Raw genomic sequence first — 26,614 nt, forward strand, 5'->3', positions numbered from 1 at the left:
GGTCAGTCCCTGTTTGCAGAAAAATGATGCAGCGCGATGGCTGACGCCGCGGCGACGTTCAGGCTGTCGAAGCCTTGCGCCATGCCAATGCGCACCGTGTGCAGGCGGGCAAGCAGGCTTTCGGGCAGGCCTTCGCCCTCGGTGCCGAGATAGAGCGCCAGGCGCTCGCTCGGCCGCGCATCGCGTATGTCGGTCTGCCCGCGTGGCGACAGCGCAAACTGGCGATAGAAGCGGCGGTCAAGCGATGCCGTGAAGTCGGCGACGTCCGTGAATGACGCGAAGGGGATTTTGAGCGCGGCGCCGACCGAAACGCGGATCGCCTTGCGGTAGAGCGGATCGCAGCATGTCGCATCCAGCAATACCGCGTCGGCGCCAAAGGCGGCGGCGTTGCGGAAGATCGCACCCATATTGTCATGATTGGCGATGCCGACGAGCACCACGATCAGCGCGCGGGCCGGCAAGGTATCGAGAAGGACCTTTGCCGGTTGCGGCGCACCCTTGCGGCCTATGGCCAGGATGCCGCGATGCATGTGAAACCCGGCGATCGCGTCCATCACCGCGCTGGTGGCGACATAGACCGGCAGGTCCGCCGGCGCCTTGCGCAGGATGCCCTCGAGGCCAGCCAGCCGGTTTTCCAGAACCAGCACCGATTCGGCTGCAAAACGTCCTGTCGACAGCAGCAGGTCGAGCACCACCTTGCCTTCGGCAACGAAGCGGCCTTGCCGGCCGGCGAGGTCACGCTCGCGGATATCGAGATAGGCGGCAACACGCGGGTCTTGCGGGTCGTCGATACGAATGGGATCCATGCGTTCCTCGCGGCCATCGCACGCGTCCGAAAAGCCGATCGGCTCCCAGCGCATACCCCTGGGTTCGAAAAGCACGATGCGACAATCCAGGACTGTCGGCTATCCCCGTGCGTCCGGATGGACGCACGTCGCCGCGAAGGCATTATCACCGACTACAAGGCCGGCCGGTCAGGTCCCGGCGCGCCGCAAGCGTTGCGCCATGTGGGACAACTCATCCTGGCCGCTGCCGAAAATGCCGTCCAGCATGCCGAGCAGTTCACGCACGGCGTCGGACTTGCAGGAATAGTAGATCATCTGACGATCGCGACGGGTTTCCACGAGGTCGAGAGCCCGCAACTTGGCCAGATGTTGCGACAGGGCGGATTGGCTGAGCATTACCTTCTCGGCGATGGCGCCGACCGACATTTCGCCGTCGGTCAGGTAGCTCATGATCAACAGCCGTTTTTCATTGCCCATCAGCATCAGAAATTCGGCTGCCGATTCGGCGTTGGCTATTAGCTTAGTCGAGACCATCGATCCCCCGTGCCTTTTGCTCATCCCGACGCCATGGGGGCAATGGCATCTGATTCCATAAACTCACTTGTGAATAGGGGCTGGCGAGTCAGCTCCACTAGCAAAGGTAGAACATTTCGTTCAAATCTCAAGCATTGCTTTTGATCCAACACGATTAAGTGTCAGTTTTTGTGTTGGTGCCGGTTCTGGCAATCCTGGCCATCTCGACCAGAACTTGTCGCAATTCCCATGCCGCCGCCAAAGGTTGCGGGAAGAAGACCCGGCAAACATTGTCGCCCGACACCAGATCCATGCCATCGGCATCGAATCCGGCAATGGTCCAGCCGTCGCCGGACGCCTTGGCGAAATGACGCGCATAAACTGCGATCGCGTCGAGATGGTCGGCGTTCATGTGGTCGACGGCGGATTGTTCGCTTTCGGCCAACTCCTCGACGATCGGTCCGTTGGTGAGCAGGCTGGATCGATCGAGCTGATAAGCCTTGCCGAAGCCGCCATTCAGGCTGGCGTGTCGCGGTTCGAGTCGAAAAATCGAAAAGTCGCCGAGCCCGGCGTAGAGGCTCGCCTTGGGATTGCGGTTGAGATAACGGCGCTCGGCGCGTGTGTGCGCGTTCGATCCACGCTCGAGGCGTGCCGCCCGGCAGACGAGCGTCAGGCGTGGGTGCGCCAGCGGGTCGCCCTTGCCGGGCTCGCCGACCAGCAGGGAACAGCGCGGATCGGCAAGCAGGGCGCCGGTGTGCGCCGAGAGCATTGAAACCAGGATCAGTGGCGCGCCGTCGGTGTCCGTGGCCACGCCGACCCTGCTGGCCAGCGGCGAGCCGGTTTGCGGCTCGATCACCGCCAGCGCTCCGAAACGGGCGCGGCGCAGGAGCGTCTTCGCCAGGCGGATCGCCTCGGCGTCAGTCTCGCGGATCACTGCTTTCTTCTGGTCCGTCAAAACGCCCATCGCAATAAGCTGATTTTTCTTCTCTAGTTATTGGCCAGCATGCCTAATTTGACAAGGTCGTCGATCTCGGTTTTCGCAAAGCCGAAACGCGCCAGCACTGTCGACGGTGACAGATCCTCGTCGCCAGGCATCGTTGCCGGTGTCGGCCGTGAGCCCGAGAAACGCGGTGCCGGTGCAGGGCGCTCAAACGCGCCCGTCGTCACGAAGGCATCGCGCGACCGATTGTGCGGATGGCGCTTCGCTTCACGCAGCGACAGGACCGGAGCAACGCAGGCATCGGTTTCGGCGAACAGCCGGTCCCAGTCGTCGCGTGATTTCCGCCTGATCCGGTCGGCAATGGCGGCGCGCATCGGTGGCCACAGCGATTTGTCATACTGGCCGGGCACAAACCGCTCATCGAGTGGCAGCAGCCTGGCGAATTCGGCGAAGAATTGCGGTTCCAGGCAGCCTATGGCGATGTACCGGCCATCCGCCGTCTCATAGGTGTCGTAGAAGGGAGCGCCGGAATCGAGCAGGTTCGCGCCGCGCCTTTCGTCCCAAAGGCCAGCCGCCGTCAAGGCGTGCAGGGGCGTCGCCAGCATCGAGGCGCCCTCAACCATCGCGGCGTCGATTACCTGGCCCTTGCCCGTGCGCGAGCGTTGGAACAGGGCGGCCAGCACGCCGGCAACCAGCATCATGGTGCCGCCGCCATAGTCGGCGACGAGGTTGAGCGGCGGCACGGGGCGGCTGTCCGCGTGGCCAATTGCGTGCAGCAGGCCCGAATAGGCAAGGTAGGTGATGTCGTGGCCGGCGCGGCCCGCGAGCGGTCCATTCTGGCCGAAGCCGGTCATGCGGCCGTAGATCAGAGCCGGATTGCGCGCCAGAACGATATCCGGACCGAGGCCAAGCTGCTCCATGACGCCCGGGCGAAAGCCTTCGACCAGAAGGTCGGCCTTTTCGGCAAGACGCAGCGCCAGTTCGGTGCCTTCGTGGCGCTTCAGGTCGATCCGCAGGATGGAGCGGCCGTGACGATCGATGTTGTGTTCATCCGTTAGCGACAGAAACGGCCGGTCCGAACCAGCCCGTTCGATGCGCAGCACCTGCGCGCCCATCTCCGAAAGCATCAGGCCCGCCAACGGCACGGGACCGAGCCCGGCCATCTCGATCACCTTCAGCCCGGCAAGCGGACCGGTCTTTCCGGCGGTGGATATGCCGGTGTTCATGACCAGCTATTTCGGGGCCATGCGGATGGCGCCGTCGAGGCGGATGGTTTCGCCGTTCAGCATCTGGTTCTCGATGATGTGCAACGCAAGGGCCGCATATTCGGATGGCTCGCCCAGACGCGACGGGAAGGGCACTGCGGCACCCAGCGAATCCTGCACCTCCTGCGGCATGCCGGCCACCATCGGTGTCTTGAAGATACCGGGCGCGATGGTGCAGACCCGGATACCGGAACGGGCAAGGTCGCGCGCCACCGGCAACGTCATGCCGACGACGCCACCCTTGGAGGCTGAATAGGCGGCCTGGCCGATCTGGCCGTCATAGGCGGCGACAGAAGCGGTGTTGACGATGACACCACGCTCGCCGCCTTGCAGCGGCTCGAGCCTGGCGGCACGGTCGGCGACGAGACGGATCATGTTGAAAGTGCCGATCAAATTGACTTCGATGACCTTGCGGTACTGATCGAGGGGATGGGGACCATCCTTGCCGATCGTCTTCACGCCGATGGCGATGCCGGCGCAATTGACCAGGATACGTGGCTCGCCAAGCTTGGCGGCGACCTCGGCGAGAGCGGTAGTGCCACCGTCAGCGCTGCTGACATCGCATTGGACGGCAATGCCGCCGATCTCGGCCGCAACCTTTGCCGCGCGGTCAATGCCAATGTCGAAGATGGCGACGCGGGCGCCCTTGGCGGCAAGCGCGCGCGCCGTTGCCTCGCCAAGACCGGAACCGCCGCCGGTAACGATCGCGATCTGGCCATTCGGGTTCATGGCGTCATCCTTCTAGATGAGAACAGGGACTGATCAGGCGCCAGGTCGGCTCGCAAGGTCAAGCCATCGCCGTGATGTGATCGGCAACCCTGGCCTGATCGGCGTGGCAGACTTCGCCCGCGAGCCTGGCGACCGCGCCCGGCTTGATCTCATGCGACAGCAGCCGGTCGAGATCGACAGGGCGTGGCATCGAAATCTGGCCGCGCGGGATCCTCTTGAAGCCGAGCGGTCCGTAATAGGGCTCGTCACCGACCAGCATGACGGCGGGCGCACCGGCCTTGGCGGCCGCTTCCAACGCGATCGCCACCAGCCGGCGGCCGATGCCGAGATTCTTGAAGGCCGGCCGCACCGCAAGCGGCCCGAGCATCAGGGCGCGGCCAGCGCCGGCGGCGATACGGGTCATGCGCACCGAAGCGACAACTGTATCGCCATCGACGGCGACAAAGGACAGCGACCGCTCGTGCCCTCCGGCCTCGCGGATCTTGTAGGCGGCCAGCACGAAACGGCCGGGCCCGAAGGCTTCGTCATTGATGGCTTCGATCTGAAGGTCATGCGCCGGGGTTTCCGGCAGGTATTTCACGTCGGCAAGGCTCATGGTCTTTGCGTTCCGGTATAGGAGGAAAGGTTTGCTGCAAACGGCAGCATTCGCCAGTCAGCGCTTCATCAAGCGCGGGCGCCCTTTCGTCGTCGGTCAAACCGGATCAAGGCAAAGTCGAACATGCGGATTGTCCGCTAGCATCAATTTCCCGCCGCTGCAATCGGAGGCTTCTTGGGCCACGCCGTCGCTTGACGGTCTGTTCAGCGTCAGGCGATTCCGCGCGGGCGCCTGGTGTCCTACATGGAGGGCAAGCAGGAAAGGAACATGCGATGGGATTGCTGGTCGACGGCAAATGGCAGGACCGCTGGTATGACACCAAGGACAGCGGCGGCAAGTTCGTGCGGGCGCAATCGCATTGGCGCGACTGGATCACCCGCGATGGAACGCCAGCCGAAGGCCGCAGCCGCGGCTTCAAGGCGGAGCCCGGCCGCTATCACCTCTATGTCTCGCTTGCTTGTCCGTGGGCGCACCGGACGCTGATCTTTCGCGCGCTGAAGAAGCTCGAAGGCATCATATCGGTGTCGGTGGTGCATCATTTCATGGGTGCCAACGGCTGGACGTTCCTGGCCGAGGACGGCGCCACCGGCGACACGCTCTATGGTCTCGACTTCCTGCACCAGATCTACACCAAGGCCGATCCGGCCTATTCGGGCCGGGTAACGGTGCCGGTGCTGTGGGACAAAAAGGAGCAGACCATCGTCTCCAACGAATCCTCCGAGATCATCCGCATGCTGAATTCAGCCTTCGATGAATGGGGGGACGCCAGCCTCGATTTCTATCCGCAGGCGCTGCGCGGCGAGATCGATGCGATCAACGCGCTGGTCTATCCCGCAGTCAACAACGGCGTCTATCGTGCAGGCTTCGCAACCACGCAAGGCGCCTATGAGGAAGCATTCGGTGAGCTGTTCTCGGCGCTCGACACGCTGGAGGACCGCCTCTCGGGACAACGCTATCTGATCGGCGATCGCATCACCGAGGCCGACTGGCGGCTGTTTACCACTCTGGTGCGCTTCGACCCGGTCTATGTCGGCCACTTCAAATGCAATCTGCGCCGCATCGCCGACTATCCGAACCTGTCGAACTATCTGCGCGATCTCTATCAGGTGCCTGGCGTCGCGGAGACCGTGAACCTGCATCACATCAAGGCGCATTATTACGGCAGCCACGAGACGATCAATCCGACCCGGATCGTGCCGGTTGGCCCTGCACTCGACTATGCCCGACCGCATGACCGGGCGCGGTTCCGCAAGGCGGCTTGATCTACCAGTAAGGCGATGCGGGCTCGCCGCCAAAAATCTCGGCGATCCGGCGTAGCGTTGCCGGTGTCGTGCCTTCCGGCAGGCGGTCGAGCGGGAAGAAGCCTGCCTCGGCGATCTCGTGATCCGGCAGCTTCGGCGCGGTCTGGCTGAAGTGCTCGATCAGGTAGAGGCCGACATGGTCGCGGCGGCTGGAGCGGCGGTTGAAATGCATCGACCTCAGCACCGGCGGGGCGTTCAGCGCGATGTTGCCTTCCTCGGCAAGTTCGCGCGTCAGCGCCTCGGCAAGCGTCTCGCCCACCTCGACCCCGCCACCGGGAAGTTGCCAGCCCGGAACATAGGTATGGCGAATGAGGAAGACTGAATTGGTTGCCTTGTCTTGAACGAGGGCGCGCACGCCAAGCGTCATCGGTCGCCGCAGCACGAAATAGAGATGGAACAGCCTTGCCCTGAGCCCTGGCCAGCCGGTCTGGCGGAAAACGTCCTGCGAGCCGGTCGTCATCAGTAGAGAAACCGTGGGTGGAAAGCGGGAAGCGCGTCGCTTATGAAAGACGGATGTTCAGGCTCGCGCATATTTCCGATGTCCATCTGGGGCCGCTTCCCGATGTAACCTATCGCGATCTCGCCTCCAAGCGGGTGCTCGGTTACGTCAACTGGCAGCGCAATCGCCGCCGCCACATGCATGACGCCGTCATCGACACGATCGTCGCCGACATCAAGGCGAGGAGCCCCGATCACCTCGCCGTCACCGGCGACCTGGTCAATCTGGCGCTCGACGCCGAGATCGAAATGGCCAGGCACTGGCTGGAGACGCTGGGATCGCCGCATGACGTTTCGGTCGTTCCGGGAAACCACGACGCCTATGTTCCCGGGGCCTTCGACAAGGTCTGCCGGTCATGGGCGGCGTGGATGAGCGGCGACGGCATCAACACGCCGGTCGACCGCAACGCCTTCCCCTATCTGCGCGAGCGCGGCGATGTCGCGCTGATCGGCGTCTCGACGGCGCGCGCCACCGCGCCGTTCATGGCCAACGGTTTCTTCATGGAAGGGCAGGCGGGGCGGCTGGGCAAGATTCTCGACGCGACGGGCAAGCAAGGACTGTTTCGCGTGATCATGATCCATCATCCGCCGGTGCGCGGCGCGGTCGCGCAGCAAAAGCGGCTGTTCGGCATTGCCCGTTTCCACAAGATCATTCGGCGCCATGGCGCCGAGCTCGTCCTGCACGGCCATTCGCACCTGCCGTCACTGTTCTTCATCGGCATCCGGGGCACCCGGGTTCCGGTGGTCGGCGTCGCCGCCGCCGGCCAGGCGCCGGGCAGCAAGCACCCGGCGGCGCAGTACAATCTGTTCGACATCGACGGCGAAAAGGGCAATTGGCGGATCCAGCTTACCCGGCGTGGCCTGACCGGGCCAGCAATACCGCCATCCGATCTGCAGACGCTGGAACTGGGTGCTCCAGCCGCTACGGTCGCAAGCTGAGGACCATGGCCACGATGCGGTCCCAGAACAAGGCGACCGACACCGCCAGCCCGACCAGCGCGCCAGCGGCGATCAGGCCAAGGCCGGACAGGAACGCCGACCAGCCCGCGCCGCGCGTCGTCGACCGCAATGGTGGCTCGGCTTCCCGAACGTCGGCGCGTTTCAGGCCGGCGACGGCCGGCTCGACGCCACCTTCCATCATCCTCTGACGCTCGACGACACGTTCGGCGACGTAGCGCGTCACGGAATCCGCAACGGGCTTCATCTCGGTCGATTCAGCAAGCACCACACGGCCGATGCGGGTGTCCCTGAGGAAGCGATAGGTGCGGCGGTCCCGTCCCATCGCGACATGGCTGACGGCGTCGATCCACAGCCGCGGCTGCAAGCCGGACGAGACGACGAAGTCGAAATTGTCCATGTCGGCGGGAACATCGGCAAAAACCGGCGCCAGTTCCGCGGCAAGCAGATCTAGACGCATGCGATGAGCTTCGCGCATATCGACGACGACGTCGTCACGGTCGGCAAAGGCATTCTTCACATCACGGATGGCGTCGGACAGTGTTTTCGACGGATCGTTTATCTTCTCGCCTGCTTCCTTCATTGGCGTTCGCCTCGCGGGTTTGGTTAACACGGAGTTAACACAGACGCCGGCAAAATGCACTGGCGAGATCGGTGGATCAGGACGTTCCGGAAGGTATCGCGCCCGACAGAGTCAGCTGGCCGCGGCGGCGAATTTCAAGCGATGTCGCCTGGCGCGGCGGTTGATGTTGCGGCGAATGATCTCGGCGACGAGATCGGGGGCTTCCTCGGTCAGCATATGGCCGGCCTCCAGCACATGATGCACATGAAAATGCGGCGGCAGACCATCCGCCTGGGTAAAGGGCAGCACCGTGTCATCGGTTCCCCACACCACCATCACCGGCATGTTCAGCCCTTCGAGGCGGTCGCGCGGGATGACGCCTTGCCGATCGTCCGCGGTCATGGCGGCCGCGATCTCGACAAGCTTCGGCAACTGGCCGGAACGCTTGCGCATGTCGCAAAGCACGTCGACGATGCGCTCCGCAGGCAGGCTGTGGGGGCCGGACATGGCGGCAAGGCAAGCGTGGATCTCGGCTTTGTCGGCGGCGCCGGCATAGCGGCGCAACAGTGGGCCGTTGATCTCGGGGCCAAAGCCGCCCGGAGCCAGAAGCGTCAGCGAGGCCACTTTTCCGGGCTCGGCCAACGCCATCAGCGTCGCCACCGCGCCGCCCATCGAGTGGCCGACGAGATGAACGCGTTTCAGCCCACGCGCCGACAGATCGGCGAGAATGGCCTTTGCCGCCACCTTGGCTGGACCGGCCGCGGGAAAATCGAGCGACAGCCCGTGCCCCGGCAGATCATAGGCCAGCGTGCGCGCGGAAGGCGCCAGCGAGGAGATCACCTCGCGCCAGACGTCGTGGCAGCCACCGAAACCATGCAGCAGGACGATGGTCTTCGAGCCAACACCCTGTTCAGCGGCAAAAAGCGATGAGGTCATGAAAGCTGAAGGCTTTGAATTATTTATTATTGCAGGATGCGCGAGATCGAATGTGGCTGAATTGCTCCTTGTCCAGGGCGATAGCCAGTAAAATCTTCGCGAGTGGCAGCGGTTGCCGGCAGAACCCCAAGGCCAATTGACACTTGGTGATCGGAGCGCACCGTATTCTTCGTGGCGTGGTGCGTCATGCTACGATCCTGCATGTCGTTCGTGCTAGCTGGCGTTGCCGAGCCCGGCGGCGTGCAAGGCATTGACCAGCCGATCGGTCAGGTCGGCCGGGTATTTCCTGTCGACGAAGGTTGCGCGTGGATTGGCGGCAAAATTCGGAAATTTGGCGGTCAGTTCATCGATCAACTTGCGCGCCTGATTGTCATGGCCAGCGATCTTGGCGCCGATCAGCTGGGCGGCGAGATAATGCGATTTTGTTGCAGTCGTTCTCAACGCGTTGCTGGCTATGGTGGCCTTGTCCATGTCGCCAAGCATGAATTCGCCGGCGAAGAGTCCGAAATCCCACCATGTCGGATGGCCACTGGAGACATCCACGGCATGGGCCAGAAGCGGTGTTCCCTCGGCGTAGCGGCCGGCGAAAACCAACCCATAGCCATAGGCGGCGGCCATTGCGACATCGTAGGGATTGAGGTCATAGGCCTTGCGCATCCAACGCAGCGCCTCGTCGGCATTGCCAAGGCGCGAATAGATGTAGCCATAGGCGCGATGCGCTGAAGGGCTGGTCGGCCCCATCTGCACTGCGCGGTGGGCAAATGTCAGCGCCCTCTCGATCGTCGCATCCGGCGGATAGGCGTAGTGGTCGTTCACTGCCTCGAGGTGCAGCGAGGCGAGTTCGGAATAAACCAGCGATGATTTTGCACCGCTGTTGGCCAGGGTTTCCAGGCAGCGATAAGCGGCCTCGTGGGTTCTGACGTTCTGGTCGAGATAGTATTTGCCGTTGAGCAGCAGGCACTGCGTCAGGCCGTTCTGAATGCCGCTTTGCTCGATATAACTGTAGATCGTGCCGGAAGCGGGAAGGGCCGAACTCAGGATGCCGGCGATACTGTCCTCGACTGTGGCCGGAGTGCTGTCGTCGGCAGTCAGGTTGCGCGACAAAAGCACCCGTCCGGTTGCCACGCTCTGCAATTCGATCGTGACATCGCCCGCGTCAGGTCCAGGCAGCACCTCGAAGAGGAAGCTGGTTGCATTGGTAGCCGGATCGGTCGTGTTGACGGCGTCGCGACCGATGAAATCGATCGTATCGAAGCTGCTCAGGCCGGCGCGCAGCGACGCGGCGACGCGGTTGCCTTCGGGGCCATCGGCCTTGACGGCGATATAGACGAGCGGCAGTGCCTCACTCACCGGTGACGGCACGATGCTGCTGGTTTGGCCGGTGGTCTCAAGCGATGCCGGCATCTCGCCTCCCGCCAGCAAGGCGCCATCGCCCTGACGCAGGATGAGAATGCCGAGCATGGCGATGACCAGGGCGATCGCCATCCAGAAGAACTGGAGATGGCGCGCCACCGAGGGGGCCGGTGCGGCCGCCGGTGCCAGCAATGCAGCGGCGGGAACAGCGTCTCCCGCGTCGCTGGATCGTTCGGATGGAGCCGCCGCCTCCACTTGCCCGGCAGGCTCCAGGGCTTCCGGCAGGCGGATCGCATTGAGCTCATAGGCTGGAACATAGCCGCCGCGTGGAATGGCGATGCGGACGGGCTCGGCGACGCCTTCGTTGGCGAAATAGTGTTGCAGCAGGTCGCGCAACCTGCCCGCCTGCACCCGGACCACGGCATCGGTCGACGGATCGAAATCGCCGTCCTTGCCGAAGACGTCCATGGCGATGGAGAAGCCCTTCAGCCTGTCGGCTTCCCCTGCCTGCTCGCGCTCGACAAGATAGCGAAGCAGTTTACGCGCGCGCTCGGATCTCCCGAACGTTTCGCTGGCAAGCAGTCGCTCCAGTGTCTCGCGCACTGCGGGGGCGGCAGGCGTCGCATGCTGCAAGTGTCGATCCTTTCGAAGTCGGCACAGGTTGAGGCGCGATCATATCGTTCCCGCACCACCACACAAGTATACACCCATTATGCGATCACGTACCCCACCGGATAATTCAGCGGTGGTTAATGATGCGAAGGATCGGAACCGATCACCAGATGGGGATAGTCCCGACCTTCGTTCTGGTCGCGCCTCAACCGGCCCTTTTGCCGACGATACGGTTGGCGGCGGACGTCACCGCTTCCAGCGAAGCGGCAACGATGTTGGTGTTGATGCCGGCACCGAACAGCTTGCCATCAGGATATTCCATCTCGACATAGGAGATGGCCGAGGCGTTCGAGCCACGCTGCATCGAGTGCTCGGAATAGTCGAGAACCGACATCTCGACGCCGAGATGACGCGACAGTGCATCGACGAAACCGTCGATCGGACCCGTGCCGGTGCCTGATATCGTCACTTCCTTGCCGTTGTCGAGGATGGTCGCCTCGACCACGCGTCGGCCCTTGACCGCAGTGTCCGGATAGGTGTGGTGATCGAGGAATTTCAGCCGCGCGCCGGGCTGGTCGACATAGGTCTCGAGAAAGCGCTCGTAGATGCGCCTGGCCGGCACTTCCTTGCCCTCGGCATCGGTGATCGCCTGGATTTCCTGGCTGAATTCGATCTGCAGGTTGCGCGGCAGGTTGAGGCCGTAATCGGCCTGCAGCACATAGGCGATGCCGCCTTTGCCCGACTGCGAGTTGATGCGGATGATCGCTTCGTAGCTACGGCCCACATCGGCCGGATCGATCGGCAGATAAGGCACTTCCCACAGGCTCTTGTTGGCCTTCTTCAGCGCCTTCATGCCCTTGTTGATGGCATCCTGGTGCGAACCGGAAAAGGCCGTGTAGACGAGCTCGCCGACATAGGGGTGGCGCTCGGGGATCTTCAGCTGGTTCGAATATTCATAGACGTCCTTCATCCGGTTGATGTCGGAGCAGTCGATCCCCGGATCGACACCTTGCGTGTACATGTTGAGCGCCAAGGTGACGATGTCGACGTTGCCGGTGCGCTCGCCATTGCCGAACAGCGTGCCTTCGACGCGGTCGGCGCCAGCCATCAGGCCGAGTTCGGTGGTGGCGACGCCGGTGCCGCGGTCATTGTGCGGATGCAGCGAGATCAGCAGGTTCTCACGGTTGTCGAGGTTGCGGCACATCCATTCGATGCGGTCGGCATAGATGTTGGGCGTCGACATCTCGACCGTCGACGGCAGATTGATGATCAGCTTGTTGTCGGGGGTCGGCCTGACGATCTCGGTGACGGCGTTGCAGATCTCCAGCGCTACTTCGAGTTCGGTGCCGGTGAAGCTTTCCGGCGAATATTCGAAGCGAAAGCCGCCGCCAGCCTTGGCAGCCATGTCGGTGATCATCTTGGCGGCGTCGGTCGCGATGCGCTTGATGCCGCCGATGTCTTTTTCGAAGACGACGCGGCGCTGCAATTCGCTGGTCGAATTGTAAAAATGGACGATCGGGTTGGTGGCGCCCTTGAGCGCCTCGAAGGTGCGGGTGATCAGTTCCGGCCGACACTGCACCAGCACTTGCAGCGAGACATCGGCGGGCACGTTGCCCTCTTCGATGCACCAACGGGCAAAATCGAAATCGGTCTGCGATGCGGAGGGGAAACCGATCTCGATCTCCTTGAAGCCCATGTCGAGCAGCAACGCGAACATGCGCGCCTTGCGATCGTGGCCCATCGGATCGATCAGCGCCTGGTTGCCGTCGCGCAGGTCGACGGAGCACCAGATCGGCGCCTTGTCGATGACCTTCGAGGGCCATGTGCGGTCGGTGAGGCCAACGGTCGGATAGGGTTGATATTTGCGGGCCGCATCAGGCATGCCCCGGCTCTTCATGCTCTTTGCGGTGTCCTTGCCGGCTACCGCGGCATCAGGGCGGATTTCTTCTCGTGCGTTCATCGTCGTTTCTCCCGGCGGCCCGCGGATCCGCCTTCAGACGGAGTGCTGGCGAGTGGCGCCTTTACCAGATTTTCGTTCGCTTGATGTGAGTGCCAAGGAGCATGCGCTTGCGCGGCGGTTCGACCGCCGGGCGCTCCTTCAGCGAACCCGGCGATCGCCGATAAGGCCGAGAAGCAGCAGGGTGGAAGCCAGCGCGCGCACGGTCTCACCGGGAAAACCGGTCGGACGGGTAGCGTTGGTGGCGCGCGTGTTCATGGCGGCTCTCATACAGGAGCGGCTCGTGAGAGGCAAGTGGGACCGCATGGCGGGCCCGTGTTTGTCGAGCAATATCCCCAACGCGAGTGCTCTTCCCCGCGCGCTGCAAATGCGCCAGACTTGGACGTCGATGGGGCCGCGATGTCCTGTCGTCGGGAGGGGTCATCCATGAATTTCGTGTTCTTCTCGCCGCATTTTCCCACCAACGGCGCCGATTTTTGCGATCGGCTGAAGAAGGCCGGGGCCACGGTGCTCGGCATCGGCGATGCACCCTATGACGCGCTGGACGGCAAGCTGAAGGCAGCGCTTTCGGAATACTACCGTGTCGCCGACATGGAGGACTATGAGCCCGTGTTCCGGGCGATGGGTCATTTCATCCACAAATGGGGCCGCATCGACCGGTTTGAATCGCTCAACGAGCATTGGCTGGAGCTGGAAGCCAACATCCGCACCGACTTCAACATCTACGGCACCAAGCTCGATTTCGTGAAGAACCTGAAACGCAAGAGCCGCATGCGCGCCTTCTTCCGCAAGAGCGGGGTGGACACCATCGCGCAGCGCAAATGCTCCGACCGAACCGGGGCCATGACCTTCATCCGCCGCGTCGGCTATCCGGTGGTGGTCAAGCCCGACACCGGCTCCGGCGCCTCGAACACCTTCAAGATCTCCAACGCCAGGGAACTCGATCAGTTCTTCAAGGACAAGCCCGAGGATGTGACCTTCGTCATGGAGCAGTTCATCGAGGGGCTGGTGGTGACGTTCGACGGGCTGGTCAACCGCGACGGCGAGGTGGTGCTGGCCGCCAGCCACCGCTACGACCAGAGCGTCATGGAGGTGGTCAACAAGGACCGCCACATGAGCTACACCTGCTTCCCCCGGATCAGCCCGGCGGTCGAGGAGGCTGGCCGCAAGATCCTGAAGGCGTTCGACGTGCGCGAGCGCTTCTTCCACATCGAGCTGTTCGAGACCAGCGACGACCGTGTCATCGCGCTGGAGGTCAACATGCGACCGCCCGGCGCCTGGATGACCGATGCGATCAACTACACGTTCGACATCGACGTCTATGCGGCCTGGGCCGACATGGTGGTCAAGGACGCCGCCAGTGGCCCCTATGAGGGCAAGTATTTCACCGCCTACGCCAGCCGCAAGCGCCACCTCCACTATTTGCACAGCCATGAGGACGTGCTAGCGGCGCACCGCGACAAGATCGTCCACCATCAGGCCATCGAAGAGGTTTTCAGCCGCGCCATGGGAAATTACGCCTACCAGATGCGCTCGAAGGACGCGGCGGCGCTGCGCGAGGCGGTCGCCTACATCCACGCGGAAAAGGCGTGAGGCGATGGACATATCCTATCACAAGGATTTCTCGCGCAATCTCGGCCGCGACATGGAATACAAGCGCTATGGCCATGCCGGCCGGCCAGTTGTGGTCTTCCCGACCTCGCAAGGACGGTTTTACCAGTTCGAGGATTCGGGCGGGGTGGGCGCTCTGGCCGAGTTCATCGACACCGGCCGTATCCAGCTGTTCACGGTCGACGGCATCGATTCGGAGTCCTTCTTCGACAAGCATGCCGAGGCCGCGCATCGCATCGCCCGTCACGAGGCCTATTTCCGCTATCTGCGCGAGGAGGCACTGCCGGAGTTCCTGTCCATGGCCGCGCAAGCCAATGGCGGGCGCAAGCTGAAGCCACTGTTCTCAGGCTGTTCGATGGGCGCCTACCACTCGTCGAACTTCGTTTTCCGCTTTCCGGAACTGGCCATCGGCGTCATCGCGCTGTCGGGCGTCTATTCGGCCCGCGACTTCTTCGGCAAGGCGCTGGACGGCGACATCTTCTACAATTCGCCGCTCGACTATCTGCCCGGCATCGTCGACCAGAAGCTGCTTGGCCGCCTGAAGGCGCTGCGGCTGATCTTCTGCTGCGGGCAAGGCGCCTGGGAAGAGCGGATGCTGGTCGAGACGCGCAAGCTAGAACAGATCCTGCGCGACAAGTCCATTCCCGCCTGGGTCGACTATTGGGGTGGCGACGTCAGCCATGACTGGCCGTGGTGGCACAAGCAACTGGTCTATTTCTTTGGTCGCTGGCTGGATGATGACCTGATGCATCGGCTTGACTGATGACCACACCAGAACCCATCCGCCGCTTTGTCGAGGCCACCAATGAAAGCGATACCGAAGCTTTTCTTGGCGCCTTTGCCGACGACGCGTTTTTGAGCGACTGGGGACGATCGTTCCAGGGCCGCGAGCAGATCGCCCGCTGGAACCAGTCGGACAATATCGGCGTGAAGTCCCATCTTCGCATCATCCGCATCGCGCCGGTTGAAGGCAGCTACCGCGTCCGCATCGCCGTCGCAGGCGACGGCTTCAACGGCGAGGGCGACATGACCTTCACGCTGGACGGCGATCGCATAGCGAGCCTCGTCATCGCCTGACGTCACCCTTCCTGGCACACAGGGAGAGGGACAGCATCCTGTTCCGCTGCCGATCCTCGACGCAGGCCGAGGAAGACGACAAGGGCGGTCATGACGGTGATGGCCGCCAGCACGATCAGCAGCCTGTCGAATGCCGCTTCGTAGGCATGGACCAGAACGGTGGCGTTGGTCGTCGGCAAATGCTGCGCCGTTTCACTGAGGCTGCCGGTCACCAGAAACCGCGCCGCCGCGGCCGCATCCCTGGAAGTCGTTCCCTGAGCGGCGAGTTGTGCCGCGGTGAAGCCCGACAGGGTCGCCATGACGATGGCCAGCGCCACGCCCTCGCAAGCGACGCGGGTGGTGTTGAAAATGCCGACCGCCATGCCGGCGCGTTCCCTTGGCACGACGCTGACGGCAAGCCCGTCCATCAGCCCCCAGGGCAGGGCGATACCGACGCCGATCAACATCAGCGGCGCCACCAGCGCGGTGTCGACCGGTGGTGTCATGCTCAGCCAGCCAAGCCCAGCGGCGGCGGTGAGAAGGCCCGCGCCGCAGATTGTGGCCGGCGCGACCCAGCGCGCCAGCTGGCCGGCGAGCAGGGGCAGGATCAGCAATGGCCCCGAGAGGCAGATCATCAATTGCCCCGCCTTGATCTCGCTCATCCCTTCGATGCCGATGAAGCGGATCGGCAAGAGCACGAGCAGCACGACGAAGCCATAGGCGGGCGCCGCTGCCAGGAACTGGACGCCGACGAAGCGGGGAAAGCGAAACAAGGTGAGATCGAGCATCGGCCGCCGCACACGCCGCTCGACGATCACGAACGCGGCGAAGAAGAGGACCGCCGTTGCAAGCAGGGCGATGACGAGGGGATCGGCCCAACCGCTCTGTGGCGCCTGCAAGACACCATAAGTCAGCGAAGCCAGCGCGACGATGAAAGTGCCGGCTCCCGCCCAGTCGAGGCCGGTCGCTTCCGGGTCGCGGGATTCGCTGATGGTGCGCAGGCCCAGCCCCGCGGCTGCGATCGCGAGCGCGGCGACCAGAACAAAGATTGACCGCCAGCCAAATGCGGAGATGAGCAGGCCGGAGGCGATCGGGCCGAAGGCGAGGCCGATGCCGAAACTGGTGCCGAGGAAACTGAAGGCACGCAGCCGCAACGGTCCCTCGAATTCCTGGGCAAGTGCCGAGGCGCCGCCGGCGAAGGCCAAGGCACCGCCGATCCCTTGCGCCGCCCTGAACATGTCGAACCAGACGATGTCGGGCGCCAGCATCGCGCCCAGTGATGCGGCGACATAGAGGCAGAGGCCGGAGAGGAAAATCCGCTTGCGGCCGTGGTTGTCGGCCAGCGCTCCGGCCGCCATCAGGCTGGCGCCGAAAGTCAGCATGAAGGCGTTGGTCACCCAGTTGAGCGCGATCGGGCTGCCGCCGAGATCGGCCGCGATGCGGGAGAGCGCGACGGCCGGGCCGGTGAAGGTCAAGGGCATCGTCATCGCGGCAAGGCATACCGACAAGAGCACGAGCCATCTCTCGGCCGAGCCGGTTCTCGTCTTCAAGGTCATGGATTTTCCTATCTGAAGCAGAATCCGCCGGCACGTTGTGGTCGCGGCGCCGGTATCAACGACAAGATAGGTCGACGACATTTGCGGAAAAATGGTATTTTATCTCCAGATATACCGGACTGAAACGCTCGAATGAATTGATGCTATGGATCGTCTCAGCGGCCTGATGGCCTTTGCCCGCACCGCCGAGCTCGGCAGTTTCGTCGCCGCCGGCCGAGCGCTCGGCATCTCGGCTTCCGCTGTCGGCAAGAGCGTGGCCCGGCTCGAACAGGAGCTCGGGGTGCGGCTCCTGCAGCGCAGCACGCGGCGGATCGGACTGACCGAGGAGGGCGGGCTGTTCAACGAGCGGGTGCGCCGCATCCTCGACGACATCGACGATGCCGAGGCGATGCTGTCGCGGACACGCGAAACGCCGCACGGGCGGCTGCGCGTCTCGACCCCGATTGTCACCTATCACCTGCTGCTGCCGGTGTTGTCGGAGTTCATGGAGCGCTATCCCGAGATCGAGCTTGATATCGATTTCAACGATCGCATTGTGGATGTGATCGACGAAGGCATCGATGTCGCGATCCGAAGTGGCGAACTGCCCGATTCACGCTTGGTGTCGAGACCCGTTGCGCCCTTTCGTATGCTGTTGTGCGCGGCGCCCTCCTACCTCGACCGCCACGGCAGCCCCGGCGTGCCGGCGGATCTCATCAGGCATTTCGGCATAAACTTCCGCTTTCTCAACAGCGGCAGGTTGCTCGACTGGCCGTTCATTGCCGGGGGTGCTGAACCGCGGATACGCTCGAGGCTGACCTGCAACAACATGGAAGCGTTGAAGGGCGCCACCATCGCCGGCCTCGGCATCGGCTGCATGCCCGATTTCCTGGTGCGCGAGGCGCTGCACGACGGCAGGCTGCGCACCGTCCTCGATGATCATGTCGATGGGCGTGGCCAGTTCCGGCTGCTGTGGCCCTCTAATCGCCATCTGTCGCCGAAGGTTCGTGTGTTCGTCGATTTCCTTCCCGAGCGGCTGGCTGAAGGGCGGTAGGCCAAGGTGAGCCGAGCGGCTCACGGCCTTGTGATTTTCACATACAAAGGAAAACTTTGAAGCTTACCTTCGTATGTGCCACAAGGCGAGGATGAAAGATCAATTGCCTCCGCAGAACGACCCCGAAGCCGCGCGTGCTCTGGCGCTGGCGGCGGAGCTTCGGGTTGTAGCCGGCAGGCTGATCCGGCGTCTGCGCGAACAGGCTGATACCGGCGACCTCACCACGTCGCAGAAGTCGGCGCTGCTGCATCTTGACCGAGAGGGTCCGGCGACGGTCACGACGCTGGCGCGCGCTCAGGATATGCGTCCGCAATCGATGGGCGCCATTATTTCAGCACTGCAAGTGGCCGGTCTGGTGCAAGGTACGCCGGATCCGGCCGATGGCCGGCAGACCATCCTGTCGCTCACACCCGCCTGCCGGGAGATGATCGCGACCGGGCGGGCAGCCCGGCAGGATTGGTTGTTCCGCGCCGTCCAGATGAAGCTTGACCGCGAGGAGCAGGAGCAACTCGCAGGCGCCGTCGAACTGCTTAGACGTCTCGCGGACTTTTAATCAATCGTCCGGCTCCAACCATCGGAAGGAAAACACGGATGGCAGTCACCACGCTTGACCAGAAAACGGCACTCGTCGTCATCGACCTGCAGAAAGGCATCGTCTCCTTGCCTTCTGTCCATTCGATGGCCGAGGTCGTGAAGCAGGCCTGCACGCTCGCCGAAGCGTTCCGGGCTCGTGAGTTGCCGGTCGTGCTCGTCAATGTTGCCGGCGCGCCTCCTGGCCGGACGGAGCAGGCCCCTCGCCTGGGAGCCCGTCCCGCCGGCTGGACCGATCTTGTCGCCGAATTGAGGCAGCAGCCGACAGACCACACGGTGACAAAGCGGACGGCGGGTGCCTTCGTCAACACTGATCTCGAAGCGTGGCTGAAGGGCGAGGGCGTAACCCAGGTGGTGATCGCCGGCGTCGCCACCAGCATGGGTGTTGAGGCGACAGCCCGCCATGCCCGCGATCTGGGGTTCAACGTTACGCTCGCCCTCGACGCCATGACCGATACCAACCTTGATGCCCACACCAACAGCATCGCGCATATCTTCCCGAGGCTGGGCGAAAGCGGCACGACGCGGGACATCCTCGATCTCCTGGCCAAGGGGAGTGCCTGACGATGCAATGGATCGACTGTGCGTCCTATTTCTTCGGCGGCGCTGTGCTGACTAATGCCGTGCCGCATTTCGTCAGTGGCGTGATGGGGCGGCCTTTTCAAAGTCCCTTCGCCAAGCCGCGCGGCGAGGGACGCTCCTCCTCGACGGTGAACGTGCTGTGGGGGTTTCTGAACCTGGCGATCGGTTATCTCCTGGTGCTCCGCGTCGGAGATTTCGACCTGCGATCCACGGCTAATGTCGTCGCGCTGGGGCTGGGCACCCTCCTCATGGGCGTGGTGATGGCACGCATGTTCGGCCTCTTCAACGGCGGCAATTTCCCGGCCGACGGATGAGCGCTCCGGCAAAAGGCACGTTCCGTTCACTGGCCAATTTCAACTATCGGATATGGGCTGGCGGCGCGATCGTGTCCAATGTGGGAACATGGATGCAGCGCACCGCGCAGGACTGGCTGGTGCTGACCCAGCTGACCCACAACAACGCGACCGCGATGGGCGTGGTGATGGCGCTGCAGTTCGCGCCGCAGGTCCTCCTGCTGCCATGGACGGGTTTTGCCGCCGATCGTCTCGACCGGCGCAAGCTGTTGCTCGCCACGCAAGGCACCATGGGCCTGCTTGCGCTTGGCCTCGGCCTGCTCACCGTCTCCGGCCTCGTTCAGTTGTGGCAGGTCTATGTGTTCGCGCTCCTGCTCGGCTCCGCCGCCGCGTTCGACGCGCCGGCGCGGCAGACATTCGTCTCGGATCTGGTCGGCGAGACCGATCTGTCGAACGCGGTGGCGCTGAACTCGACATCCTTCAACGCGGCGCGGATGATCGGCCCGGCGGTAGCCGGGGTCCTGATCGCTTCCGTCGGCTCAGGCTGGGTCTTCCTGATCAACGCGGCGTCGTTTGCCGCCGTGCTCGGCTCGCTTTGCCTGCTGCGCATCGGTGAGCTGCATCTCAAGGACAAGGCGCAGCGGGGCCGTGGAAGCCTTGTTGAGGGTTTTCGCTATGTCTGGAAACGCCCCGATCTAAGAGCCATCCTTCTCATGCTTTTCCTGATCGGTACGTTCGGCTTCAACTTCCCAATCTTCATCTCGACCATGTCAGTCACCGTCTTTCACGCCGGTGCCAGCCAATACGGGCTGCTGACGTCGACCATGGCGATTGGATCGGTCGTCGGCGCGCTGCTGGCCGCCAGGCGCGAGCAGCCGCGCCTGGTGTTTCTTCTGGCCGGGATCGCGATCTTCAGCCTTGGCTTCGGCCTGGCCGCGATCATGCCCAATTACTGGCTGTTCGGCCTCGCACTCGTCGTCATCGGCGTCTCCGCCCAGACGATCACCACCTCGACGCTCAGCCTAGTGCAGCTCTCAACCGAGCCTGCCATGCGCGGGCGCGTGATGGCGATCCTGATGGCCATTGCGCTTGGCGGCACCCCCATTGGCGCGCCGATCGTCGGCTGGGTGGCCGACAGTTTCAGCCCGCGCTGGGCGCTTGGCGTTGGAGCGCTGGCCGGTTTGTCCGCGGTTGTCGTAGGGGTTCGCTACTTCGTGCGGTATCGTCGGCTGCGTCTGCGCTTCGACGCCGGGCGCTTCCATTTCGTGATGGATGGCGAGACGATCGAAGCCTAGATGCATGTCCCGGCATTCGCGGAGCCAGATCCTTTCACTCCCTCACGTTCCTCGCCACCAACCGCGCCACGCTCGGGCCGAGCAGCAGCACGATCAGGAAGCGTGCCGATTGCAATGCCATGACGAAGGAGATGTCGACGTTGTGCGCGGCGGCGGCGATGATGGCGATGCTGTCCATGCCGCCGGGGCTGGTCGCCAGATAGGCGGTCAGCGGATCGATGCCGAGCAGATGGCTGATCATGAAGGCGAGGCCGCCGCAAAAGGCGATCAAGGCCACGATCGAGGCAATGATCTGCGGCAAGGCGCGCGCCGCATGGCGCAGGATCGGCCGGGTGAAGTTCAGGCCGATCGACCAGCCGACCAAGGCGTAGCTGACGGCCAGCAGCCATGGCGGCAACTGCATTTCCACGCCAAGGCCGAGATGGGTGATGGAGCCGAGGATGAAGGTGCCGAGGAAGAAGGGCGAGGGCAGCCTGAGCAGTTTTCCCGACAGGCCGCCGACAAGCGCGATGCCGATGGTGGCGGCGAAGGCATGCGGATCGATCGGCGGAAACCAGATGATGGCGGGGACTTCAACGCCTGACGTGTCGACCCACATCTTGGCAACGAGAGCCGCGGTCATCGACACGAAGATGACGCGCAGATATTGCATGAAGGCGACGAGGCGCTGGTCGGCGCCGAAGGCGCCGGCCATCAGCACCATGGCGGTGGAGGCACCTGGCGACGAGCCCCAGACGGCGGTGGTGCCGGGCAGGATGCGCCAGCGGCTGATCAGCCAACCGAGCAGGCTGGAGGCTGTGACGGTGGCAATCACCACACCGAGGAACAGCGGCCATTCCCGGTAGAAAACGGGAAAGATGCCAGTCGAGATCGACGCAGCGACGAGGCAGCCGACGACTGCCTGGGCGGCGCCGAACAGAAGGCGCGGTACGCGCACCCTGGCGCCGTTGGTGCCGGCGACGATCGCCGCCAGCATCGGTCCGATCAGCAACGCCGCCGGCAGCGCGGCGAGTTCCAGCGCACCGGCAAACAGCGTCGAGACGACCAGCAGGGCCAGCCATTGCCAGAGCTTGTGCAGGCGCGCCATGCGCTCGACGCCGGGCTGGTCTGGGGGCTGTTCGGCCGAGGAATCCATTCTTTGGTCTTAGACTCGAAGCGGGACGATGCGAACCCCGCCGCGCCGAAAAAGGATGCCTGCCTTGGAGCGGTTCATCGTTTCGCGGAAACGCAGAACCGCTTCATCTCAGCGAACTCCAGGCAAAGGTCCACAATTCACAGTTGATCACTTCGACCGGAGCCTAACGATGCAGGCCGTCATGGTAGGGCTGAACCATCGTTTCTGAGGCGCGCTTGTTTTAAGCTTTCGCCATAAAATCTTGTTTGGGTAGCGGGAGGACTCGCTCCTTGCCGGGCTGTGCACCATACAGCCACGCGTAGGTGATGCGCTCTTGGCTCTTCTTAGCCACCGTCTTCCTTGTCATCCACCCCCGGAAACTTGCTGCGCGCAGCTATCATGAAGAATCGCAGCGCAAATCTATGACCGCCTACAGGCATCAGTCGTCATGAACAGTTCTATTTCGCTCAGTTGTGACAAAAATGGGACTGCGTAGGACCGCGCTTGCTGTTAGGAGAAAAGTCAGGCGGTAACTCTGAATTTTGCTGGGGCTGAGTAGTATGCGGACTTCGATTTTTGGTTGGACCTTTGTTGCGACCCTGATGACCAGCGCCGCATTCGCCGCCGACCCGATGGCGGTAGCTCCAGTCGCTTCGACATTCAACTGGAGCGGCGGCTATTTGGGCGTGCAGGGTGGCTATGGTTGGGGTGATTCCGACCATCTGCTTGGCGGCACGAACGAGACCGCGCACAACAACGCCGACGGCGGGGTTTTCGGCGGGTACGCCGGTTATAACTACCAGTTTTCGAACAACATGGTCCTTGGCGTCGAGGGTGACATCGCCTGGAGCGGTCAAAACGGCGGGCCGGATATCATCGTGTCGGCGGCAGGGGTTCCCAATCCCCCGAACGCTGTGTCTACCGATGTCGAATGGACAGGCGCGCTACGCGGTCGACTCGGCTATGCCGTTGACCGGTGGCTCCCTTACGTCACGGGCGGCTTGGCGTTCGCGCAGGTTAAGGGAACCTACGATTATGTAGGGGCCGACGGTGAAATCAACGAAGTGATGACGGGCTGGACGATTGGCGCTGGCGTGGACTACGCCTTCACGGACAACCTGATATTCCGCGCCGAATATCGGTATGCTGACTTCGGCAGCGAGACCCAACAACCGTTCCTGCCGGGGTTCTCCAACGACCAAGAAATCGAGCTCACGTCGCAGGATGTGCGAATTGGTCTGGCCTACAAATTTTGATCTCTGGTACCGATCCCGCACGACGCCGCAATCTATCGCGTGCGCCACAGCGAACATGTTCGGCAGGCAAGGATTGGGGGCGTATCCTATTCGCTATGACCGCGGTGTGTGCACCTTCATGTCTGCCATCTGCATCGCCGCCAACGCCACCTTCTGGATCAATCAGTGAGTCCTGAGCCTAGCCGGTTTTGCCGTCGGCGAGCCCGAAGCCGCCGACTGGGTGGGTTTCGACCTGGAATTCAAAGCCGGCGATGAACGGCCGCGCCTTGGCGATCGCCGCCTGGACTTCGGGAAGCTGCAGCGAGGCCTTGTGGCTTTCGGCGTCGGTCCACACTTCGGTGACCCAGATCGCATCGGCATCGGCGGGGTCGCGGGCGATGATATAGCTCAGGCAACCCGGCAGGGCACGGGTGCTGGCGCGCAGGAGGTCCATGACCGCGTCACGCTGGCCGCGCGCCGCCCGCATCTTGCCGATCAGTCCGTACATTCCATTGTCTCCCTTCAAGGTTTTCGACAAGAATATGCAGATCGCCAGTATGCAGGCCGCCGCTCAAGGCATCAACTGGCCGCCATTCACCTCGATCACCTGGCCGGTGATATAGCCGCTCAGAAGATCGGAAGAGAGAAACAGATAGGCGCCGACGCAATCCTGCGCGGTGCCGGCGCGCCCCTGGGGAATGGTGGCGACCATGCCCCTTATCTGCTCCTCGGTCGAATAGCGCTCATGGAAGGGTGTGAGTATGACGCCCGGCGCCACCGCGTTGACGCGGATGCCGAAGCCGATCAGTTCCTTGGCCATGCCGCGCGTGACATTGGAGACGAACGCCTTGGCCGAACCATACAGCCCGGCGCCGCCGGCGGCGCCGTTGCGGGCGGCGATCGACGATGTGTTGATGATGAATCCGCCCTGCTTCTTCAGCCATGGGATTGCCTTGCGCGACGCGGTCAGCACCGAACGCGCGTTGAGGTCCATCACCGCGTCGTAATGCGCTTCGGTCTGCTCGGCATAGGGCACGCGGCCAAGCATGCCGCCGGCGTTGTTGACCAGCCCATCGAGCCGGCCGAAATGCCGCGCGCTGTCCTCGACGACGCGTTCGACATCGGCGGGAACGGAAAAGTCACCCTGGACGAGGAACACCTCGCCGCCCTTGTCGGCAATCGTCTTGCCGAGCTTTTCGGCGGCGTCGCGGCTGGAATTGTAGTGCAGCGCCACCCTGGATTTCTGCTCGGCATAGGCCAGCGCGAGTGCCGCCCCGATGCCGGTCGAGGCACCGGTGACCAGTACCGCCTTGCCGGCGAGATCGGGGATGCTGAGTGTGGTGGTGGCTGGCACGGCTGTTCCTCCGGGATGGTTGCCGTCCTTCGTAGGCCTTTGCCCCCCGGATGTTCAAGCCTCAGGGACGCAGATAGGCGTAGCCCTGGCCTTGCAGTTCGGCGAGCTTGACGACACCGCCCTTGTCGGCGGCATGGAAACCCGCGAGCAGGTCGGCGAGCGAAATGTCCATGCCTTGCATGGTGTTGGCACAGGCCTGCGGCTCAAGCCCCTGCCGCACCAGGCCGGCGAAGCGGCCGGAGACCGCGGCCGATATGCCTTTCGACTTGAAGGCGGCAAGCGCTGGACCATGCACGACCAGCACGATGTCGACATTGCCGCCGGTGCCGTCATAGTGGTTCTTGATGTTGCCGAGCACGAAATTGACCTTGTCGAGATCGCTGAGGTGGTAGGCGACCTTCTGCCTGGCGGGCTCCGTGGCCGCTGCCTGCTCCACGCGCAGGCCGAAAAACGCTCCGGTTCCGGCAAGAACCGCGCGGAACATATCACGCCGGCGCATCGCATCCTCCTCCGCTTGGCGGCCACCGCAAGTTGCGTGGCTGTGGCTACAATACTAGCATAAAATGACGTTGCATCCTGTCGATGGGAGGAGAGGTTACATGGCATTAAGGGGATGGGCGTTTTCGGAATGGAAGACAGTTGCTCGCGCCGGATTTGGCGCCGCGCTGCTTGGCGTGCTTGCCGGATCGGCCTTGGCCGATGATGCGCTCAAGCTCACCGAACTCAGCCCGAACGGTGCCGATGCCTGTTTCGGCCGTGTCTATGATGCCGCCCATCTGAAGGCACACCCGAAGCAGAAGGTAGCGCGGATCTTCTTCTACTACGGCCATGATCCGGTCAGCCGTCCGAACGAGGAACCGGCCCCCTCCGACACGTCCTACAATGCCTTCGTCACCACCACCGTGCGCGGCGCCAAGGCGCCGGAATGGGCAGGGGGCTGGTGCAACCACGAGTCCGAGGACGGCAAGACCGGCCCGATCCATTGCGGCATGGACTGCGACCGCACGCTGGCGTCGCTGAAGGTCGACGAGAACGGACGGCTGCTGCTGTCCGACCTGTCGCCCGATATCTACCTGGATCCGGATTCGGAGGAGCAACTCGGCAAGGCGGAATATGACAGGCAGGCGCTGGGCAAGGAGGACGACAATTTCCGCCTCGACCCGATGCCGGCCGCGACCTGCAAGGCGGAGTTCGCGCGCATCGATCCCATCGATCCGGCGCTCGGGCCCCCGTTGCGCGAGCGGCTGAAGCCCGACCAGGCGTTCTGCTACGGCCGCGACTATGACGCAGCGCATCTCAGCTCGCATCCCAACCAGCTGACGCAGTCGATCAGGGTTTTCCGCGGGCCGGTGGAACTGGCGTCCTTCGCTTCGGGCGGCGATGCCTCCAACTGGCCTGACGGCGCCGATATCGCCGTCTCGGTCACCACGCGGCAGAAATCGGGCAAGGTCACGCAGACCTATTCCTGCCAAGGCGAGGCCGACCAGTGGCGCTGCGCGGCAAGTTCGAAGATGAGCGATTTCTCCTGCGACATCGCGCGGAAGGAGATTTTCCTCAAACGCGGCGCCAATGGCACGATGATGCTGGCCAATCCCAACAGCAGCCTGGCGATCGTCGATCTGTGTTCGAAGGCCGCCGACGGCAAGACGAAATCCGACGACAAGGTCTACCGGCTGCAGCCGATGCCGCAATCGGCCTGCGCGCCTTGAACAGCAGTGCTTCGTCATCCTATGGCGGAGCAAGGAGCGAGGCGACGCGGCGCAGACCATAGGATCCATGCCGTGACTTCTGAGCGCTGCTGCGGTGCAGATTCTGTTTCGCTGCATGCTTCGTCCCAGGTCGCGGCATGGATCCTCGGGTCTCCGCGACGGAGCTTCGCTCTTGCTCCGCC

28 protein-coding genes are annotated in these 26,614 nt (G+C 63.3%); 12 read left to right on the top strand and 16 right to left on the bottom strand.

The genetic code is table 11. The annotated features are described in order from the left end of the window. Window positions 1-2: 2 nt before the first annotated feature. The 6 genes from AC56QP_RS25770 to AC56QP_RS25795 form a co-directional block, all read right to left on the bottom strand. The gene (locus tag AC56QP_RS25770) at window positions 3-806 is read right to left on the bottom strand and encodes a TrmH family RNA methyltransferase (protein ID WP_489863516.1); all 804 of its coding nucleotides are present in this window, start codon (window positions 804-806) and stop codon (window positions 3-5) included. A gap of 168 nt (window positions 807-974) precedes the next feature. Continuing rightward, window positions 975-1,319, bottom strand: coding sequence for an ArsR/SmtB family transcription factor (locus tag AC56QP_RS25775; RefSeq protein WP_091578996.1), 345 nt, complete (start codon window positions 1,317-1,319; stop codon window positions 975-977). Between the two features lie 154 nt (window positions 1,320-1,473). Then, window positions 1,474-2,262 (bottom strand): HugZ family pyridoxamine 5'-phosphate oxidase, encoded by a 789-nt coding sequence (locus tag AC56QP_RS25780; RefSeq protein WP_489862905.1) that lies wholly within the window; start codon window positions 2,260-2,262, stop codon window positions 1,474-1,476. Window positions 2,263-2,285: 23 nt separating this feature from the next. Further along, complete coding sequence (locus AC56QP_RS25785; RefSeq protein ID WP_489862904.1) at window positions 2,286-3,464, bottom strand: CaiB/BaiF CoA transferase family protein; 1,179 nt, start codon at window positions 3,462-3,464, stop codon at window positions 2,286-2,288. A 6-nt stretch (window positions 3,465-3,470) separates the two neighbouring features. After that, window positions 3,471-4,232 (bottom strand): 3-hydroxyacyl-CoA dehydrogenase, encoded by a 762-nt coding sequence (locus AC56QP_RS25790; protein WP_489862903.1) that lies wholly within the window; start codon window positions 4,230-4,232, stop codon window positions 3,471-3,473. A 58-nt stretch (window positions 4,233-4,290) separates the two neighbouring features. Next, a complete protein-coding gene (locus AC56QP_RS25795) occupies window positions 4,291-4,827 on the bottom strand; it encodes a GNAT family N-acetyltransferase (RefSeq protein ID WP_489862902.1) in 537 nt (178 codons plus the stop codon). Window positions 4,828-5,099: 272 nt separating this feature from the next. Here AC56QP_RS25795 and AC56QP_RS25800 point away from each other — a divergent pair, with 272 nt between their 5' ends. Next, window positions 5,100-6,089, top strand: a complete 990-nt coding sequence (locus AC56QP_RS25800) for a glutathione S-transferase family protein (protein WP_489862901.1) — start codon at window positions 5,100-5,102, stop codon at window positions 6,087-6,089. A 1-nt stretch (window position 6,090) separates the two neighbouring features. On the opposite strand, the gene AC56QP_RS25805 is transcribed toward AC56QP_RS25800, so the two are convergent. Beyond that, window positions 6,091-6,588, bottom strand: a complete 498-nt coding sequence (locus tag AC56QP_RS25805; protein WP_489862900.1) for an NUDIX domain-containing protein — start codon at window positions 6,586-6,588, stop codon at window positions 6,091-6,093. A gap of 53 nt (window positions 6,589-6,641) precedes the next feature. On the opposite strand from AC56QP_RS25805, the gene AC56QP_RS25810 reads away from it, so the two are divergent. Next, on the top strand, window positions 6,642-7,565 hold the full coding sequence (locus AC56QP_RS25810; protein ID WP_489862899.1) for a metallophosphoesterase family protein: 924 nt from the start codon (window positions 6,642-6,644) through the stop codon (window positions 7,563-7,565). On the opposite strand, the gene AC56QP_RS25815 is transcribed toward AC56QP_RS25810, so the two are convergent. The 4 genes from AC56QP_RS25815 to leuA form a co-directional block, all read right to left on the bottom strand. After that, window positions 7,549-8,166, bottom strand: coding sequence for a hypothetical protein (locus tag AC56QP_RS25815; RefSeq protein WP_489862898.1), 618 nt, complete (start codon window positions 8,164-8,166; stop codon window positions 7,549-7,551). The genes AC56QP_RS25810 and AC56QP_RS25815 overlap by 17 nt on opposite strands. A gap of 111 nt (window positions 8,167-8,277) precedes the next feature. Beyond that, window positions 8,278-9,081, bottom strand: coding sequence for an alpha/beta fold hydrolase (locus AC56QP_RS25820; protein ID WP_489862897.1), 804 nt, complete (start codon window positions 9,079-9,081; stop codon window positions 8,278-8,280). A gap of 213 nt (window positions 9,082-9,294) precedes the next feature. Continuing rightward, window positions 9,295-11,067 carry a tetratricopeptide repeat protein gene (locus AC56QP_RS25825; protein ID WP_489862896.1) on the bottom strand — a complete coding sequence of 591 codons (1,773 nt, stop codon included), beginning with the start codon at window positions 11,065-11,067 and terminating at the stop codon, window positions 9,295-9,297. 184 nt (window positions 11,068-11,251) lie between these two features. Further along, window positions 11,252-13,006, bottom strand: coding sequence for a 2-isopropylmalate synthase (leuA, locus tag AC56QP_RS25830; RefSeq protein WP_489862895.1), 1,755 nt, complete (start codon window positions 13,004-13,006; stop codon window positions 11,252-11,254). Window positions 13,007-13,429: 423 nt separating this feature from the next. On the opposite strand from leuA, the gene AC56QP_RS25835 reads away from it, so the two are divergent. From AC56QP_RS25835 to AC56QP_RS25845, 3 genes are read left to right on the top strand one after another with little or no spacing between them, the layout of a single operon-like run. Further along, window positions 13,430-14,596, top strand: a complete 1,167-nt coding sequence (locus AC56QP_RS25835) for an ATP-grasp domain-containing protein (RefSeq protein ID WP_489862894.1) — start codon at window positions 13,430-13,432, stop codon at window positions 14,594-14,596. Between the two features lie 4 nt (window positions 14,597-14,600). Continuing rightward, the gene (locus AC56QP_RS25840; RefSeq protein WP_489862893.1) at window positions 14,601-15,377 is read left to right on the top strand and encodes an esterase family protein; all 777 of its coding nucleotides are present in this window, start codon (window positions 14,601-14,603) and stop codon (window positions 15,375-15,377) included. After that, window positions 15,377-15,691, top strand: coding sequence for a nuclear transport factor 2 family protein (locus AC56QP_RS25845; RefSeq protein ID WP_489862892.1), 315 nt, complete (start codon window positions 15,377-15,379; stop codon window positions 15,689-15,691). Before AC56QP_RS25840 ends, AC56QP_RS25845 begins: the two co-directional genes overlap by 1 nt. Window positions 15,692-15,693: 2 nt before the next feature. Here the strand turns inward: AC56QP_RS25845 and AC56QP_RS25850 are convergent, their stop codons facing one another. Beyond that, window positions 15,694-17,226, bottom strand: coding sequence for an MFS transporter (locus AC56QP_RS25850; RefSeq protein WP_489862891.1), 1,533 nt, complete (start codon window positions 17,224-17,226; stop codon window positions 15,694-15,696). A gap of 145 nt (window positions 17,227-17,371) precedes the next feature. Between AC56QP_RS25850 and AC56QP_RS25855 the strand changes: the two genes are divergently transcribed. The 5 genes from AC56QP_RS25855 to AC56QP_RS25875 all read left to right on the top strand — a co-directional run bounded on the left by AC56QP_RS25855 (window position 17,372) and on the right by AC56QP_RS25875 (window position 21,020). Then, window positions 17,372-18,259, top strand: a complete 888-nt coding sequence (locus tag AC56QP_RS25855) for a LysR family transcriptional regulator (protein ID WP_489862890.1) — start codon at window positions 17,372-17,374, stop codon at window positions 18,257-18,259. Window positions 18,260-18,350: 91 nt separating this feature from the next. Continuing rightward, the gene (locus AC56QP_RS25860) at window positions 18,351-18,812 is read left to right on the top strand and encodes a MarR family winged helix-turn-helix transcriptional regulator (protein ID WP_497100986.1); all 462 of its coding nucleotides are present in this window, start codon (window positions 18,351-18,353) and stop codon (window positions 18,810-18,812) included. 38 nt (window positions 18,813-18,850) lie between these two features. Next, a complete protein-coding gene (locus tag AC56QP_RS25865) occupies window positions 18,851-19,414 on the top strand; it encodes an isochorismatase family protein (protein WP_489862888.1) in 564 nt (187 codons plus the stop codon). Between the two features lie 2 nt (window positions 19,415-19,416). Then, the gene (locus AC56QP_RS25870; RefSeq protein WP_489862887.1) at window positions 19,417-19,746 is read left to right on the top strand and encodes a hypothetical protein; all 330 of its coding nucleotides are present in this window, start codon (window positions 19,417-19,419) and stop codon (window positions 19,744-19,746) included. Continuing rightward, the gene (locus AC56QP_RS25875; protein WP_489862886.1) at window positions 19,743-21,020 is read left to right on the top strand and encodes an MFS transporter; all 1,278 of its coding nucleotides are present in this window, start codon (window positions 19,743-19,745) and stop codon (window positions 21,018-21,020) included. Before AC56QP_RS25870 ends, AC56QP_RS25875 begins: the two co-directional genes overlap by 4 nt. A gap of 34 nt (window positions 21,021-21,054) precedes the next feature. Here the strand turns inward: AC56QP_RS25875 and AC56QP_RS25880 are convergent, their stop codons facing one another. Next, complete coding sequence (locus AC56QP_RS25880) at window positions 21,055-22,155, bottom strand: AbrB family transcriptional regulator (protein ID WP_489862885.1); 1,101 nt, start codon at window positions 22,153-22,155, stop codon at window positions 21,055-21,057. Between the two features lie 539 nt (window positions 22,156-22,694). On the opposite strand from AC56QP_RS25880, the gene AC56QP_RS25885 reads away from it, so the two are divergent. After that, complete coding sequence (locus AC56QP_RS25885; protein WP_489862884.1) at window positions 22,695-23,390, top strand: outer membrane protein; 696 nt, start codon at window positions 22,695-22,697, stop codon at window positions 23,388-23,390. 178 nt (window positions 23,391-23,568) lie between these two features. Here the strand turns inward: AC56QP_RS25885 and AC56QP_RS25890 are convergent, their stop codons facing one another. The 3 genes from AC56QP_RS25890 to AC56QP_RS25900 form a co-directional block, all read right to left on the bottom strand. After that, window positions 23,569-23,877, bottom strand: coding sequence for a putative quinol monooxygenase (locus AC56QP_RS25890; protein ID WP_489862883.1), 309 nt, complete (start codon window positions 23,875-23,877; stop codon window positions 23,569-23,571). A 63-nt stretch (window positions 23,878-23,940) separates the two neighbouring features. Then, the gene (locus tag AC56QP_RS25895) at window positions 23,941-24,723 is read right to left on the bottom strand and encodes an SDR family NAD(P)-dependent oxidoreductase (RefSeq protein ID WP_489862882.1); all 783 of its coding nucleotides are present in this window, start codon (window positions 24,721-24,723) and stop codon (window positions 23,941-23,943) included. A gap of 61 nt (window positions 24,724-24,784) precedes the next feature. Then, window positions 24,785-25,222 (bottom strand): DsrE family protein, encoded by a 438-nt coding sequence (locus AC56QP_RS25900; protein WP_489862881.1) that lies wholly within the window; start codon window positions 25,220-25,222, stop codon window positions 24,785-24,787. A gap of 100 nt (window positions 25,223-25,322) precedes the next feature. Between AC56QP_RS25900 and AC56QP_RS25905 the strand changes: the two genes are divergently transcribed. After that, a complete protein-coding gene (locus AC56QP_RS25905; protein WP_489862880.1) occupies window positions 25,323-26,432 on the top strand; it encodes a hypothetical protein in 1,110 nt (369 codons plus the stop codon). Window positions 26,433-26,614 lie beyond the last annotated feature (182 nt).

This window comes from Mesorhizobium sp. RCAM 05104 (genome assembly GCF_059683645.1).